Genomic DNA, 14,885 nt, shown 5'->3' with positions numbered 1-14,885 from the left:
ACGCGCCGGCACGACGATGCGCAGGGGTCTTGACGACCGTCCGCGCACGAGGCTAGGGCGAAACGGGTGTTGACACACACAGGGTTAGATGGTTACCTAGTCGAGTAAGTAACCAGCTGACCACCGGAGGCATCGTGATCGAAGAAGGCAAGGCGCTCTTCATCCAGATCGCCGAGCAGATCGAGGACCAGATTCTCGACGGCTCGCTGGAAGAGGAGTCCAAGGCGCCCTCGACCAACGAGCTCGCCGCCTTCTACCGCATCAACCCCGCCACCGCCGCGAAGGGAGTCGCCATGCTCACTGAGAAGGGCGTGCTGTACAAGCAGCGCGGAATCGGCATGTTCGTCGCCACCGGCGCCCGCGCGACGCTGCTCACCGAGCGGCGCTCCGCGTTCGCCGACCGCTACATCGATCCGCTCCTCGCCGAGGCCCGCACGCTCGGGCTCGGCGCCGAAGACCTGGCCGCCCTCCTGCGCGAACGCGCCGCCGCGGCATCCACCACCGCGTCCTCCGCGAAACCTGAAGGGAACCCCGCATGACCGCCGTCATCGAGGTGCACAACCTCACCAAGCACTACAAGGACAAGAACGCGCTCGACAACGTGTCGCTCGACATCGACGGCGGCGCGATCTACGGACTGCTCGGCCGCAACGGCGCGGGCAAGACCACGCTGATGTCGATCCTCACCGCGCAGAACTTCGCCTCCTCCGGCGAGGTGCGCGTGTTCGGCGAGCACCCGTACGAGAACACGCGGGTGCTCAGCCGGATGTGCTTCGTCCGCGAGAGCCAGAAGTACCCGGATGACGCGACACCGCGGCACGCGTTCAAGGCGGCCAGCCTGTTCTTCGAGAACTGGGACCAGGCCTTCGCCGACGAGCTCATCAAGGAGTTCCAGCTGCCGACGAAGCAGACCATCAAGAAGCTCTCGCGGGGCCAGCTCTCTGCCGTCGGCGTCATCATCGGGCTCGCCTCGCGCGCTGAGCTGACGTTCTTCGACGAGCCCTACCTCGGGCTCGACGCGGTCGCCAGGCAGATCTTCTACGACCGGCTGATCGAGGACTACGCGGAGCACCCGCGCACGATCATCCTCTCGTCGCACCTGATCGACGAAGTCGCCAACCTCATCGAGCGCGTGATCGTGATCGACAACGGGAGGATCCTGCTGAACGAGGAGACGGATGCCGTACGCGACCGCGCCGTGACCGTCATCGGAGACGCTGCCAAGGTCGACACCTGGGCCGCCGGCCGCGAGGTCCTGCACCGCGAGGCGCTGGGACGCGTGGCATCCGTGACCGTGCTCGGCACGCTCGGCGCGGACGAGCGGGCGGAGGTCGTGGCATCCGGCCTGGACCTCGCGCCGGTCTCCCTCCAGCAACTCATCGTCCGCCTCACGCAGAAGGCCCAAGCCAGCACAGAGACCGAGGAGGTCGCCTGATGTCCCGCATCCTGAACGTCGTCCGACTGCAGCTGATCAACAGGCAGACATTCATCTGGGTGCCGCTTATCATCCTCGGCGGCGCGCTGCTGGTCTCGATCGCCATCTACGCGATGATCCCGGTCGACGAGCCCAAGTACGGTGGCGGCAGCCAGGCTCCGCTCTGGTACTTCTTCGGCATCGGTATCGGCGCCCTGTCCTACACCTTCCCGTTCTCGCAGGCGCTCAGCATCACGCGGCGTGACTTCTTCCTCGGCACGATGCTCACGGCGGCCGCGGCGTCGGCGCTGCTCGCGGTCATCTTCATCGTCGGGGGCGCCATCGAGCTCGCCACGAACGGGTGGGGGATCAACGGCTACTTCTTCCACCTGCCGTGGGTGTGGGAAGCCGGTCCGCTCGGCGCCGGATTCACCTACTTCGTCGTCGCCCTGCTGTTCTTCGTGATCGGGTTCACCGCAACCACGGTGTTCAAGACCTGGGGAATGACCGTCCTCACGATCGTCTGGGTGTCCCTCGCCGTGCTGATGGTCGGCGTCGCCTTCCTCATCACCCGGCTTGAGCTGTGGGCGCGGGTGTGGGCGGGCGTCGTCGAGCTCGGCGCCGTCGGCCTCGCGGGCTGGATGCTGGTCGCGACAGTCGTGATGATCGTGATCTCGTTCTTCGTGATCCGGCGCGCGAAGCCGTAGTCCTGCTGTGATCTGAGGGGTGGATGCTGCGGCATCCGCCCCTCAAATCGTGTCGTCGGCCGCGATGATGTCGAGGGCCCAGAGGCGGTTCTCCGGATCGTCGGGGTCGTGCGCATCCTGCACTTCCTTCATGACCTCCTGAATCCGACGTTCGAGCTCCCGGAACTCCACCTCGGTCAGACGCAGGTTGCTCTGCGCGAACGTGCCGTGGATCTCGGCCGTCCGTCCCGACACGTACTCGGGCACCCAGGCCATGACGCGCCGGACGAGATCGATGTGGTCGTCGGCGAGCGCGGACATGAGCACCCCGCCGAGCACCTCATCTGCGACCGGATGCTCCGGAGAACCGATGTTCCACGCCCCCTCGACCGACTTCCAGACGCGATCGCGTCGGTCGCGGGCGAGTTCGGGAGCCTCTTCGATGAGTCCGGCCTCGGCGAGCACCCGCAGGTGGAAGCTCACGCTGTTCGCCGGAACGTCGAGGTCCGCCGCGACATCGGCCGCCCTGGCGTGCCCGCGCCCCGCGATCACCTTGGCGATGCGCCGCCGGAGCGGGTGCGCGTAGGCCTTGAGCATCTCGGTCGTCGCCTGCTTGGCGTCGGGATGCACCGGCTTCGGCCGCTCGTCGCTCATGGCCCGAGTCTACTCACAACAAAAGTTGCGCAATTACTATTGCGCAATGATCATTGCGGATCTACCATCGATCGCATGACCACCGCCACCGCTCCCCACAGCCTGACCCGCAACGGGCGCTACGCCGCCTGGCTGGTCAGCGACACGGCCAAGGGCCTGGCGAGCGCACTGTTCGGCTTCGCGATCCCGCTGATCGCCCTGTTCGTAACGAACGAACCCGCCCAGGCCGGGGCGATCAGCGCGGTCGGGATGACGATCCGTACGGTCACGACCGTGTTCGGCGGCGTGCTCGCCGACCGCCACCGCCGCATCGTGATGATGGTGATGGGCTCGCTCGTCGGCGTCGTCCTCTCGGTCGCGTTCACGGTGCTCGCGCTGACCGATGCGCTCACGTTTGTGACGCTGCTGATCATGGAGATCCTGCTGGCCGCCCGCACCGGACTGTTCGACATCGCCGGCGAGAGCGCGCTGAAGGAGATCGTGCCCGACGACGCGATGGGCAGGGCGCAGGCCGCGAACCAGGGCAGGGATGCCGTGCTGCAGCTGGCCGGTGGGCCGCTCGGCGGCGTGCTTCTGGCCGCCGGAGCATGGTTGATCGGCGCCGCGATGGCCGTGTGCCATCTGATCGCCGCCGTGACCGCGTGGTTGTTGCAGAGCTCGGCCGTGGCATCCACAGCCCCCGCCCGCTCGGAAAACGGGGACGAGTCGGCGCGTCGCCGGAGTGTCAATGCGCGACGCGCCGACGACACGCCAGATGATCCCGGTTTTCCGGATGAGGCCGCGGACAACGGGCAAGGGGCGGATGCCGCGGCATCCGACACCGGTCTCGTCGCCGCCGCCATCGCGGTCGGCAAACCCAACGCCCTGCGCGAGGTGCGCGAGGGGTTCGGGTGGCTGTTCTCCCGCGTCGACCTTCGCGGCGTGCTGTTCGTGGCGACGATCGTCAACCTCGGCTTCAGCAGCGCCCTGACCACCGTCATTTACGCGCTGCAGCAGCAGGGCCACACGCCGCTGACGATCGGACTGCTCGCGACCGGCGCCGGGGTGGCGATGCTCGTCGGCGCCCTGTTCGCGCCGCTGCTGGTCTCGCGCGTCCGCGCCGGAACGGTCATCATCGGCGGTCTGGCCGTGTCTGCGATCGGGGTGTTCGCGCTGATCCCGTTCCACTCGCCGCTGCTGCTCACGCTCGTGCTCGCCGGGATCGTCCTCTTCATCCCCGCGGTCAACGCCGCCCTGATGGGCTACTTCATGGTCGCCACGCCCACCGAGATGCTCGGCCGCGCCAACAGCGCCTCGGCTGTGCTCGGCATGGGCGCGATGCCGCTCGCGCCGCTGGTCGCCGGCATCGGCCTGTCGCTGATCGGCCGCGAGGCGACCCTCGTCGTCGGCGCCGTGATCTGCGCGATCGCCGTGCTGCTGGCGGTCTCGAACGCCGCTCTGCGGGCGCTCCCCGCCGAGTCCGGCTGGGCCGCGCACGCCGGGCAGTTCGCGATCCGGTAGCCCGATGCCGCACGCGATACTTGACCCTGACACTGTGGCAGGCAGGAGAACGGAAGCATGCTGTCCATCGGAGCGTTCGCGCAGATCGGCCAGGTGACCCACCGGATGCTGCGGCACTGGGACACCGCCGGGCTGCTCGAGCCCGCCCACGTGGACGAGTTCAGCGGCTACCGCTCCTACGATCCGTCACAGCTCGAGAGGCTGCACCGGATCGTGGCCCTGCGTCAGCTCGGCTTCGGCCTTGATGACATCTCCATGATCCTCGACCAGGGCGTCGATGCCGAGCGCATCGGCGGCCTGCTGCGCGTCCGCCGCGCAGAGGTCGAGGAAGAGCACCGGATCGCGGCCGAACGACTCGTCGACGTCGAGCGGAGGCTCCACCTCATTGAGAAGGAGAACCAGATGTCCCAGATCGAGATCATCGAAAAGCCCCTGCCCGCCGTCCGCCTGGCCGCCCGGCGGGCCGTCGTGACATCACAACCCGAGGTCGCAGGCGTCGTCGGCCCCGCGTTCGACGCCGTCGCCGGAATCATCGGCGGCGACCCAGGCACTCTTGAGACACCGATCGCGCAGTACGAGAACGTCGAGGACGGCATCTCTTTGGTCGTCGGGTACACGTACACGGGACCTGAGCGCGACGGAGTCGAGATCGTCGGGCTCCCGGCTGTGGATGCCGCCGTGTGCGGCATCCATCTGGGTTCGATGGACGGAATCGCCGAAAGCTGGCACGCGATCCACACGGAGATCGTCGCGCGCGGACTCGTCCCTGCGGGACCGTGTCGTGAGCTGTACGTGCGAGCCGTGTCCGATGATCAGTCCGACTGGGTCACCGAACTGCAGCAGCCGGTCGCGCGCGCCTGACGGCAGGCCGCTGGGCAGGCTGAAGGCTTCGACTCCGGCGCTGCGCGCCTGCGCTCAGCCCGGTCGATGACCCGCGGCGCCGGGCGGGCGGATGCCGCCGCTACAGCGCCCCGACGAGCGCGGCGATACCGGCGATGACCGAGACCAGAGCGAGCACCAGCGCGACCGCGATCAGCACCGCGTGCACCTTGAGGAACGCGGTGGCGCGGCCTTCGGCATCCCGGGCCCGCGGGTCGCGCGCGACCCGCTTGTAGAACTGGGGCCACACGACCGCATTGAAGGCGGCGTTGATGAAAAGGAGCACGGCGAGAGCGATCACCTCTCCAGAGTAGGCGCGTCATGTATCAGGAAACGCTTGCCGTGCTCCTGGTAGGTGTGAGCACAATGATCTTCATGACCGACCCTTCACCCGGGGGCGCTGTCAGTGACGGTTCGGCGCGGTGGGAGCGTGCGGCCGATCTGTTCGCCGACTGGCGTTCCGGAAACGGGCGCGCCATGGACGATCTGGTGCGCCTCATGACCCCTGTCCTGTGGCACGTCGTGCGCGCCTACGGCCTTGAGCGCACACTCGCCGAGGACGTCGTGCAGACCACCTGGCTCGCCCTCGTGCGCAGCCACGAGAAGATCTCCGACTTCCGGGCGATCTCCGGCTGGCTCACGATGACCGCTCGCCGCGAGGCGTGGAAGGTCTCGAAGAGCCACCGGCGAACGGATGCCACCTCCGACGAGGTGCTCGAGCCGATGCTCCCGACACAGGAATCCGCAGAGACCGAGGTCGCGGCATCCGACGAATCGCGCCGCATCTGGAAGGCCGTGGCGGCCCTGGATGAGCGCTGCCGGCGACTGCTGCGCGTGATCGCCTTCGACGACCGCCCCGACTACGCCGCGCTCGCCACCGAACTCGAGATGCCCGTCGGCAGCATCGGACCGACCCGCAGGCGTTGCCTGGTGAAACTGCGCACGCAACTCACCCACCGCGGCGACTTCGGCGAAGGGGGGCGCGATGACTGACACCGATGCGGAACTGCTCCCACGACTGCGCGCCGCAGCCGAGCAGCTCGACCCGCCGCCGTCCGATCTCGCCGAGCGCGTGATCGCGGCGATCGCGATGGCCGACATCTCACGCGAATACGCGCTGCTCACCCTGATCGACAACGCCGAAGCCGCCGTCCGCGGCAGCGACGGCGAGACGACGACGCTGCAGTTCAGCGACGGGTCGGCCAGCATCCTGCTGCACGTCAGCCACACCGAACGCGGCCGCCGCCGGGTGGACGGCTGGGTGGATGCCGGCGCCGTCGAAGTGCACCTCACCCAGGACGACCGCACCTTGACCACGACCCCCGACGACCAGGGACGCTTCGCGTTCGAGGACGTCGCTCCGGGCCTCTGTCGCGTGCGCCTGGTCGTCGGCGGCGATCAGAAGGATCTGCTCACGCCTCACTTCGAGGTGTGAGGACTGAAGCGTCGAACCGAGAGGGAGAGCGATGGCGCAGCCCGAGAACTGGAGTTGGCAGGACCGTGCGGAGGGGTCGATCCCCCGTGGAGCGGCCCTGGATCCGACCGTGGAGCCGGTTGACGGCATCCGCGCCTACCCCACCGCATACTTGCCGGATCGGATGCTGATCTCCGAGAACCTGGACGGTGAGAACGGCGCATACGATCGCGACCTGCGCGCCCTGACCCAGGCCGCCGACTCGTTCGGCTGGCAACTCGAAGTAGAGGACGACGATGTCGTGCGCGCAGGGCGCGGCAAGCAGATGCTGCCCGGCATCCCCGGCGTGCACCGCGCGGTGCTGACGACGCCGGAGATCCCACGCGAGGGCGAGTCACCCGTTCCGCCGGATGCCTGGCGGGTGTTGCAGCGGGCCCGCCGGATCGTCCGCGGCCCGATGCCGAGGGCGAGCCTCGAGCACGTGCTGGCGATCGATCCCGTGGGCCTCAACCCGTTCACGCGCACGAACCCGTTCACCAGGACCAACCCGTTCACCCGCACCAACCCGGTGCGCGGTGCGGGACCGGTCGGCAGCGACGACTACCTCGAGCCGGGCCGGGGCGGCAGGCAGCCGATCTCCTGGATCGGCGCGGCACCGGTTCGCGGCGACGTCGCGCGCAAGCAGCGGCGGGCGGTCGTGGCAGTGCTCGACACCGGGTGCGGGGAGCACGAGTGGCTGCCCGACTCGATCGTGACCAGGTCGATCGACCTCGACGGCCTGCCGATCGGGCTGACCGGCGATGACGACCCGGAGAAGTATCCCGACCTGTACGGCCAGCTCGACGATGAGATCGATGCGGTTGCTGGCCACGGCACGTTCATCGCGGGGCTGATCCGGCAGACGGCGCCGGATGCCGACATCCTCTCGATCCGCGTCTCCGGTTCGCTGGGCGTGGTGGATGAGAGCACGTTCCTGCAGGCCCTCGCGGCCGTGATCGAGCTGCAGCGGCGGTTCGTGAACGGCGAGGACGGTGGGCACCCGATCGACGTGCTGAACCTGTCGCTCGGGTACTACCACGAGACGCCGCTGGACGGACAGTTCTCGCTCGTGCTGCACGACCTGCTGCACACCGCGCGGTCGCTGGGGACGGTCGTGGTGTGCTCGGCGGGCAACGATGCGATCGACCGGCCGTCGTTCCCCGCATCGCTGTGGGCGTGGCCGGGCGCCGACAACGGGCTCGCACCCGACAAGGCCGTACCGCTGGTGTCGGTCGGGGCGCTGAACCCGTCGCGTCGGTCGCTGGCACTGTTCTCGAACGTCGGGCCGTGGGTGCGGACCTACGCACCCGGCGCCATGGTGGTCTCGACGACACCGGCATTCACCGGTGGCACTCAGGCGGCGACGCGGGCGGACTTCGGCGGGTTCGAACGGCAGACCGTCGACCCCGACGACTACCGCGGCGGATTCGTCGCGTGGAGCGGCACGTCGTTCGCCGCGCCGTACGTGGCGGGCAAGGTCGCAGCGCTGCTGGGGGCGCTGCCGGTGGATGCCGCGGCATCCGCGTCGGCCGCGAAGAAGGCCGTGGCTGAGGTGCTGGCGGTGCTTCCGCCGGACGCTCCGTTGGGTTGAGCGGTGCGGCTGGGGCAGGCTTCGACTCGCTGCGCTCGCTCACCCCGTTTCGTCTTCGGCGGCTGCGCCGCCTTCGCTCAACGACCCGCAGCAGCTGCCACCCACGGGTCGTTGAGCGAGCGCAGCGAGACGAAACGGGGTGAGCGACGAGCGCAGCGAGGAGTCGAAGCCTCCCCGCCCTTCCGCGAAAGCGGCGGACACGGCATCCTGAACGGATGGGGAATTCTGCGCGCGAGCTGTACGAGCGCGGACGCGCAGCATCCAACGCCCAGCGCTATTCCGAGGCGCGTCGTCTGCTCGGACGCGCGGCGGCGGCAGCGGCACCGGACGACGCCGACCTGCACGCGCGGATCGCGGGCACCACGGCGTACGTGATGGCGCAGACTGGCGAACCCGCCCGCGCCGAGGCCATCTGCCGCGAGGCCCTCGACCGAGAAGGTGTGGGCGAGGAGACCAGGGCGATCCTGGCCGGACAGCTCGGCGTGCTCTTCACCCGGGCAGGCCGGCTCGGCGAGGCCGAGGACATGCTAACCCGCGCCATCGACCACCTCGACGGTACGGCGCAGGCGAACTGCCTGCTGAACCGCTCACTCGTGCACATGCACCGCCGCGCGTTCGACGCCTGCACCGCCGACCTGGAGCGCGCCGTCACGATCTATGAGGCCGCGGGCGAACGCGAAGCGGCAGCCGAGGCGCGACACAATCTCGGCTATACCGCCCTCCTGCGCGGCGACCTCGTCGAGGCGCTCGACCTGATGGCGCAGTCCCGTCCGGTGATCGCGGCGGGCTCTCCGGTGAACGCCGCGATGAGCGATCTCGATCGCGCGGAGGTGCTGCGTGACGCCGGCCTGGTCGATGAGGCGGAGCACCTGCTCGAAGATGTCGCCGTCACGTTCGGCTCGGCCCGCATGCGGCAGGCTCGCGCCGAGGCCGAGTTCCACCTCGCCCGCTCGCTGCTGCAGCACGATCCGCAGCGCGCCCGGCAGGTGGCGAAGACCGCCGCCGCGCGGTTCCGGCGACTGGGCGCGGACAGCTGGGCCGCCCGCAGCGAGGCGATCCGCCTGGACGCCGAGCTGGATGCCGGCACCGCACCGCCTGAGGCCGTGTTCGCCGCGACGGCCGCCGAACTCGACCGGGCCGGGTTCCCGAGCGAGGCGACCGCCGTACGGCTGAGCGGCGCGCTGGCCGCGATCCGCCGCGGCGGGCAGAGCCGGCCGATCCGGGTGCCGCCGCACGCCCCGACCCCGCTCCGGCTTCGGGCGGCGGAGGTCCGTGCCGTCCGCGCGCTGTCGCGATCGCGGCTCGCCGAGTCGCGCCGCCATGCCGCCGACGGACTCGACCTGCTCTCGCAGTGGCAGCGATCGTTCGGGGCACTCGACCTGCAGGCGTCGCTCGCCATGCACGGCACGAACCTGGTGTTCGCCGGACTGTCCGCCGCTGCCGAGAGCCGCGACCCCGAGACGCTCTTCGACTGGTCGGAGCGCGCCCGGCACCTCAGCCAGCAGGTCGCCCCGGTGCGTCCGCCGCACGACGGCCGGCACGCCGCCGACCTCGGCGAGCTGCGGATGCTGCGCACCGAACTGTCCGGTCAGGAGTGGACGACGCATCCGCGGGTCCGTCTGCTGCGCGACCGCGTTCGCGAGCATCAGTGGACAGCGACCGGCGCCGGAGACAACCGTCCGCGCATCACGCTCGACCGGCTGCGCGAAGAACTGACCGGTGACGACGACACCACCGCCGCGCTGTCGTACGTCTACACGGGCGACCGGATGCTGTGCGTGATCACGACATCCGACAGCAGCACCGCGGTGACGCTCGATCATGCGGAGATCTTCCGTGCAACGGACGGGCTGCGCGCCGACCTCGACGTCTCGGCGTCGATCCGCTCCGGACCGATGGCGGCGGTCGTCGCCCGCGCGCTGGACGAGCGGTTGCGCCGACTCGACGAGGCGCTGCTCACACCGGTCCGCGATCGGCTCGGCGACCGCCGCGCGGTGCTGACCGTGCCCGGCATCCTGGCAGGCATCCCGTGGGCCATGCTCCCGACCATGACCGGTCGGCCCTTCACCCTGGCGACGTCGATGTCGCGATGGGTGCAGGATCGCCGCACCGGGCGCTCCCTGCAGAGGGCCGGGTTCGCGGCCGGCCCGCGGGTGCCGCGCGCCGCCGACGAGGTGCGCACCGCGGCTTCGGTGTGGGAGCGCGCGGTCGTGCTCACCGCGGACGACGTCCGAGTGGATGCCGTGACGGCACTCGCCGCCGACGTCGACGTTCTGCACATCGCCGCGCACGGCAGGCACGCGGCAGACAACCCGCTGTTCGCGGGCTTCGAGCTCGCCGACGGCACACTGTTCGGATACGACGTCGACCTCATCCCGCGCGTGCCGGACACGGTCGTGCTGTCGGCGTGCGAGCTCGGCAGATCCTCGGTGCGCTGGGGCGAGGAAGCGCTGGGAATGACGAGGGTCTGGCTGCATGCCGGTGCCCGCAGCGTGATCGCGGCGCCATCCGTCGTGCCGGACGACGTGGCGAGCGAGCTGCTCAGTGCCCTGCACACCGGGCTCAGCAGCGGCCGCTCCCCTGCGGAGGCGCTGGCGACGGCATCCGGGCAGACCGGGCTGCGCGCTCCGTTCCAATGCCACGGCGCCGGATTCTGAGGAATTTCTCCATTCGATGTATCAGGAGAGGGCCGACGCGCTCTTGATCATCGGAAGGTGTCACGCGGACGCCCCACAGGGGCAAGAGGGTGACGCGGTCGCGCTGGGGATGCGTGGGGGCGCAGCGACAGACACCGACTACTCAGGAGGGCGTCGCGGAATGCATCCGCGGCGCCCTCCGTTTCGTGACAGCGGCCTGGCTCGCGGGCCCGCGCATAGGATCGACGGCATGAGGATCCTCGTCATCGGCGCAACCGGACGCATCGGCAGCGTCGTCACCTCGGACTTCGAATCCCGCGGGCACGAAGTGCTGCGCGCCTCACGCAGCAGCCAGTGGAGCGTCGACATCACGGACCCCGCGTCTGTGCGTGACCTGTTCGACAGGGTCGGCGAGGTGGATGCCGTGGTCGCCGCCGCCGGATCCGTTCCGTTCGCGCACCTCACCGAGCTGCGCCGCGACGACTATCTGCAGGCGTTCATGTCCAAGGCGCTTCCGCAGATCGACATCGTGCGGTGCGCGCTGGACCACGTGCGCGATGGCGGCTCGATCACTCTGACCACGGGAGTGCTCGCCCGCGAGCCGATCGCGACGGGGGCTGCCGCTGCGGTCGCCAACGGCGCCGTGGAGTCGTTCGTGATCACGGCTGCGGCGGAGGCGCCGCGCGGCATCCGCATCAACGCCGTCTCGCCGAACGTGCTGGAGAGCTCGAGCGGGCAGCATGCGTTGTTCGCCGGCCAGCGGCCGGTGCCGGATGCCGAGATCGCACGCGCCTACACGCTCGCCGTGGAAGGCCTCGTGCGCGGGCGGATCCTGACTCTCTAGCGGCCCTCGGCCGCCTCGGTGTGATGGCGGATGACCTCGGCGACGATGAAGTTGAACCACTTCTCGGCGAACTCGGGGTCGAGGTGCGCCTCTTCGGCGAGCGCGCGCAGGCGCGCGACCTGCTGCTCCTCACGCGCCGGGTCCGAGGGCGGCATCGCGTGCTCGGCCTTGAGGACCCCGACCTGCTGGGTCGCGCGGAATCGCTCGGCGAGCATGTAGATCAGGGCGGCGTCGATGTTGTCGATCGTGCCGCGCAGGCGCAGCAGTTCGGCGCGGGGGTCGTCGGCGTCGGTCATGGCTCTCCCTGTTCGTCGGCGGTTAAGACGATATCGCGGGACCGGGCTCTAGAGTTGGCGCATGAGCAACGATCTGCCTCCCGCGACAGACGACGCCCGTCCGCAGGAGGACGCGCCGACCTCACGTGCGGAGGCCGCGACGCGTGCGGATGCCGCCTCGCGTGCGGATGCCGCGGCGAAGACCAAGAAGGCTCCGAAGGCCTCGAAGGCGAAGAAGCCGGAACCCGTCGACCCGGACATCACTCCGAAGCCCGTCGTCGAGCCGCAGCCCTCTTCGCGTTCGTTCTGGACGCGCATCGACCGGCCGTTCGTGTTCGGGTTCCTCGTCACCCTCGGCGCGCTCACCGCCATCCTGCTGGGGCTCGCGCTGTCGAACCTGTCGACGGTGATCATCTACATCGCACTGGCCCTGTTCGCGGCGCTCGGACTCGACCCCGCCGTGCGCTTCCTCGAGCGCCGTGGTCTCGGACGCGGGTGGGGTGTGCTGATCGTGCTCGTCGCGCTCATCGCCGTGCTCGCACTGATCCTCTGGACGATCATCCCGGTGGTCGTCGAGCAGATCACGATGTTCGTCAAGAGTGTGCCGGGCCTCGTCGGCGACTTCATGGCCAGCGACGTCTACGCCGCGCTCGAGGCGCAGTTCGGCGATCAGTTCGAAGACCTCGTCAGCGACGTGCAGGGGTTCCTGACCGATCCGGGCAACATCGCGGCCATCGGCGGCGGTGCGCTGCAGGTCGGCGCCTCGATCGCGAATGCCATCTCCGGTGTGGTGATCGTGCTCGTGCTCGTCATCTACTTCGTCGCCACTCTGCCGGGCATCAAGCAGGCGATGCTGCGCCTGGTGCCGGCACGCGACCGCGAGAACACCGAGATCATCACCGATCAGATCACCGACTCGGTCGGCGGGTACGTGATGGGAATGGTGACCCTCGCGTTCATCAACGCCCTGGTCGTGCTGCTGCTGTACACGGTGATGGGGCTGCCCTTCCCGCTGCTGCTGGCGGTGGTGGCGTTCCTCATCACGCTGATCCCGCTGGTCGGTTCGCTCATCTTCTGGGTGATCGGTACCGGCATCGCGCTGTTCGCCGACCCGATCCTCGCGCTCGTGTTCGCCGTGATCTACCTGGTGTACATGCAGGTGGAGTCGTACTTCCTCACCCCGCGCGTCATGAACCGGGCGATCTCGATCCCCGGCTCGCTGGTCGTGATCGGCGCCCTCGTCGGAGGAACCCTGCTCGGACTGCTCGGAGCGCTCGTGGCCGTGCCGGTGACGGCATCCATCCTCATCATCATCAAGAAGGTGTGGATCCCGCGGCAGGACTCCAGGGTCTAGAGATCGCCGTCGAACAGCCCGCCGTCGAGCAGCCAGTGGTTGCGTAGACGAAGGGCCCGCTCGGTGCTGGCCAGGAGGGTCGCCACCAGCAGCGAGATGTTCGCCCACGCAGGGAGCTGGACGGGTGACGTGAACTCGCCGATGTTCTCGGAGACCCATGGGATGTGCGTGATCTGCTCGACGATCTGCGGGATGCCGAGCACGACCGCCACGCCGAGCACGATGAACGACACCGCACCGATCGCGCGCCCCGTCGTGGGGTGCTCACGATCCAGCCGGGCGCGGCGCCCTTCGGCCGATGCTCGGTCCGGTGACAGTTGCGTCTCGGAGCCGTCTGCGGCGATGAAGTGGCATCGCTTCAAGCCGTACCCGCTCGCGACGACCTCGATCGTCCCGCCCGGCGCCGCGAATGCGGCGGGAAGCTTCGACACCGCCACGTTCACGCCGTCCCGGTAGAGCTGCGCGATCACTTCACCGTTCGAATCGCCCCAGAGCCGGACGTCGACGGACCACGTGTGCGGCAGCGCATCCTCCTCGACGATTCGGGTGTGGAACAGCGCGCGCGAGAACAGCTGCCACCAGCGGAAGCGCCGGAGAGCGTGCCCGTCGCCGGGCTTGACCTTCTTCGCCGCTCGCCGGCGCTTCCTGTCCGAAGCCACGTGGATCCGGTCCTTACTCGACGAGGCCCTTCTCGGCCAGCCATTCGGTGGCGATGTCCTCGGACGACATCTGGTCCACCGTGCTCTGCACGCCGAGTGCGACAAGGTCGTCGACCGACAGCTCGGCGCTCACGGCGTTGATGACGTCGGCGATCTCGTCGGCGATGTCGCTGGAGGCGATCGGCACGACGTTCGAGGCGAGGATCAGGCTCTCGGGGTCTTCCAGCGCGACGATGTCCTCGGTCTGGAATCGCGGATCGGCGGAGTAGATGTCTGCCACCTGGATCTCGCCGGCGATCAGGGACTCGAAGGTGGTGTCGCCGGTCGCCGAGAACGCGAGATCGAGCCCGTAGACCTCCTTGGCACCGGCGGGACCGTACGGACGCTGCTCCAGCTCGGGCGCACCGCCGAGCGTGACAGTGCCCTCGACGTTCGCGAGATCGGCGATCGAGGTGAGGCTGTTCGCATCGGCGAACTCCTGGGTGACCGTGTAGGTGTCCTGGTCGCTGGCCTCGGCGTAGTCGAGGGCCGTGAGTCCCTCCGGCAGCGCGTCCTGCAGCGCGGCGTAGACGTCGTCGGGGCTCGTGGCGTCAGCGGCGTCGTCGTAGAACTCCAGCAGGTTGCCGGTGTACTCCGGGAACAGGTCGATCGCGCCGGACTCGACGTCGGGGATGTATGCGTCGCGCTGCCCGATGTTGAACTGGCGGTCGACCGTGAAGCCGGCGCCCTCGAGCGCCTGCGCGTAGATCTCGGCGATGATCTCGTTCGAGTAGTACGCCTGTGAGCCGACGACGATCGTGTCGGAGCCGCCCTCTCCTGCGGTGTCGTCGGTGGGCGCGTCCAGCGGATTGCTGCTCGCGCAGCCGGCGAGCGCGAGGCCGGCTGCGAGTGCGACTCCGGTCGCGAGGGCGAGGCGTGACTTGCGTGCGGTGAACATGGT

The 14,885-nt window shown here is 69.2% G+C and carries 16 protein-coding genes; 11 read left to right on the top strand and 5 right to left on the bottom strand.

From position 1 onward, the window contains the following. Nucleotides 1-134: 134 nt before the first annotated feature. From MAE01_RS08560 to MAE01_RS08550, 3 genes are read left to right on the top strand one after another with little or no spacing between them, the layout of a single operon-like run. Nucleotides 135-539 carry a GntR family transcriptional regulator gene (locus tag MAE01_RS08560; RefSeq protein WP_147039136.1) on the top strand — a complete coding sequence of 135 codons (405 nt, stop codon included), beginning with the start codon at nucleotides 135-137 and terminating at the stop codon, nucleotides 537-539. Continuing rightward, nucleotides 536-1,435, top strand: coding sequence for an ABC transporter ATP-binding protein (locus MAE01_RS08555; protein WP_147039135.1), 900 nt, complete (start codon nucleotides 536-538; stop codon nucleotides 1,433-1,435). Before MAE01_RS08560 ends, MAE01_RS08555 begins: the two co-directional genes overlap by 4 nt. Then, a complete protein-coding gene (locus MAE01_RS08550; RefSeq protein WP_147039134.1) occupies nucleotides 1,435-2,121 on the top strand; it encodes a hypothetical protein in 687 nt (228 codons plus the stop codon). The genes MAE01_RS08555 and MAE01_RS08550 overlap by 1 nt, the downstream gene beginning before the upstream one ends. 42 nt (nucleotides 2,122-2,163) lie before the next feature. Here MAE01_RS08550 and MAE01_RS08545 read toward each other — a convergent pair whose 3' ends face one another. Then, nucleotides 2,164-2,754 carry a winged helix-turn-helix domain-containing protein gene (locus MAE01_RS08545; RefSeq protein WP_147039133.1) on the bottom strand — a complete coding sequence of 197 codons (591 nt, stop codon included), beginning with the start codon at nucleotides 2,752-2,754 and terminating at the stop codon, nucleotides 2,164-2,166. Between the two features lie 75 nt (nucleotides 2,755-2,829). Between MAE01_RS08545 and MAE01_RS08540 the strand changes: the two genes are divergently transcribed. Next, entirely contained in the window at nucleotides 2,830-4,254 is a 1,425-nt protein-coding gene (locus MAE01_RS08540) for an MFS transporter (protein ID WP_147039132.1), read from the top strand. Nucleotides 4,255-4,311: 57 nt separating this feature from the next. Then, a complete protein-coding gene (locus tag MAE01_RS08535; protein ID WP_147039131.1) occupies nucleotides 4,312-5,115 on the top strand; it encodes a MerR family transcriptional regulator in 804 nt (267 codons plus the stop codon). A 100-nt stretch (nucleotides 5,116-5,215) separates the two neighbouring features. Here the strand turns inward: MAE01_RS08535 and MAE01_RS08530 are convergent, their stop codons facing one another. After that, nucleotides 5,216-5,434 (bottom strand): SCO4848 family membrane protein, encoded by a 219-nt coding sequence (locus tag MAE01_RS08530; protein ID WP_147039130.1) that lies wholly within the window; start codon nucleotides 5,432-5,434, stop codon nucleotides 5,216-5,218. Nucleotides 5,435-5,508: 74 nt separating this feature from the next. Between MAE01_RS08530 and MAE01_RS08525 the strand changes: the two genes are divergently transcribed. The 5 genes from MAE01_RS08525 to MAE01_RS08505 all read left to right on the top strand — a co-directional run bounded on the left by MAE01_RS08525 (nucleotide 5,509) and on the right by MAE01_RS08505 (nucleotide 11,657). Next, nucleotides 5,509-6,126 (top strand): RNA polymerase sigma factor, encoded by a 618-nt coding sequence (locus MAE01_RS08525; protein WP_229718264.1) that lies wholly within the window; start codon nucleotides 5,509-5,511, stop codon nucleotides 6,124-6,126. Continuing rightward, nucleotides 6,119-6,568, top strand: a complete 450-nt coding sequence (locus MAE01_RS08520; protein WP_147039128.1) for a hypothetical protein — start codon at nucleotides 6,119-6,121, stop codon at nucleotides 6,566-6,568. The genes MAE01_RS08525 and MAE01_RS08520 overlap by 8 nt, the downstream gene beginning before the upstream one ends. Nucleotides 6,569-6,599: 31 nt before the next feature. Further along, complete coding sequence (locus MAE01_RS08515; RefSeq protein ID WP_147039127.1) at nucleotides 6,600-8,177, top strand: S8 family peptidase; 1,578 nt, start codon at nucleotides 6,600-6,602, stop codon at nucleotides 8,175-8,177. 215 nt (nucleotides 8,178-8,392) lie between these two features. Beyond that, nucleotides 8,393-10,834: a CHAT domain-containing protein gene (locus MAE01_RS08510; RefSeq protein ID WP_147039126.1), complete on the top strand. Its 2,442-nt coding sequence runs from the start codon at nucleotides 8,393-8,395 to the stop codon at nucleotides 10,832-10,834. Nucleotides 10,835-11,063: 229 nt separating this feature from the next. Next, nucleotides 11,064-11,657: a short chain dehydrogenase gene (locus MAE01_RS08505; RefSeq protein ID WP_147039125.1), complete on the top strand. Its 594-nt coding sequence runs from the start codon at nucleotides 11,064-11,066 to the stop codon at nucleotides 11,655-11,657. Here the strand turns inward: MAE01_RS08505 and MAE01_RS08500 are convergent. Next, nucleotides 11,654-11,953, bottom strand: coding sequence for a chorismate mutase (locus tag MAE01_RS08500; protein WP_147039124.1), 300 nt, complete (start codon nucleotides 11,951-11,953; stop codon nucleotides 11,654-11,656). The two genes, MAE01_RS08505 and MAE01_RS08500, sit on opposite strands and share 4 nt — an antisense overlap. A gap of 61 nt (nucleotides 11,954-12,014) precedes the next feature. On the opposite strand from MAE01_RS08500, the gene MAE01_RS08495 reads away from it, so the two are divergent. Further along, the gene (locus tag MAE01_RS08495) at nucleotides 12,015-13,286 is read left to right on the top strand and encodes an AI-2E family transporter (protein ID WP_147039123.1); all 1,272 of its coding nucleotides are present in this window, start codon (nucleotides 12,015-12,017) and stop codon (nucleotides 13,284-13,286) included. Here the strand turns inward: MAE01_RS08495 and MAE01_RS08490 are convergent. Continuing rightward, complete coding sequence (locus tag MAE01_RS08490) at nucleotides 13,283-13,945, bottom strand: hypothetical protein (RefSeq protein WP_147039122.1); 663 nt, start codon at nucleotides 13,943-13,945, stop codon at nucleotides 13,283-13,285. The two genes, MAE01_RS08495 and MAE01_RS08490, sit on opposite strands and share 4 nt — an antisense overlap. A gap of 13 nt (nucleotides 13,946-13,958) precedes the next feature. Beyond that, a complete protein-coding gene (locus tag MAE01_RS08485) occupies nucleotides 13,959-14,882 on the bottom strand; it encodes an ABC transporter substrate-binding protein (RefSeq protein WP_147039121.1) in 924 nt (307 codons plus the stop codon). Nucleotides 14,883-14,885: the final 3 nt, after the last annotated feature.

Origin of the sequence: Microbacterium aerolatum (assembly GCF_007988825.1) — a bacterium.
Taxonomy (GTDB): Bacteria; Actinomycetota; Actinomycetes; order Actinomycetales; family Microbacteriaceae; genus Microbacterium; species Microbacterium aerolatum.
Note: the sequence above shows the minus strand (reverse complement) of the source record. Positions and strands in the feature narration are given on the sequence as shown.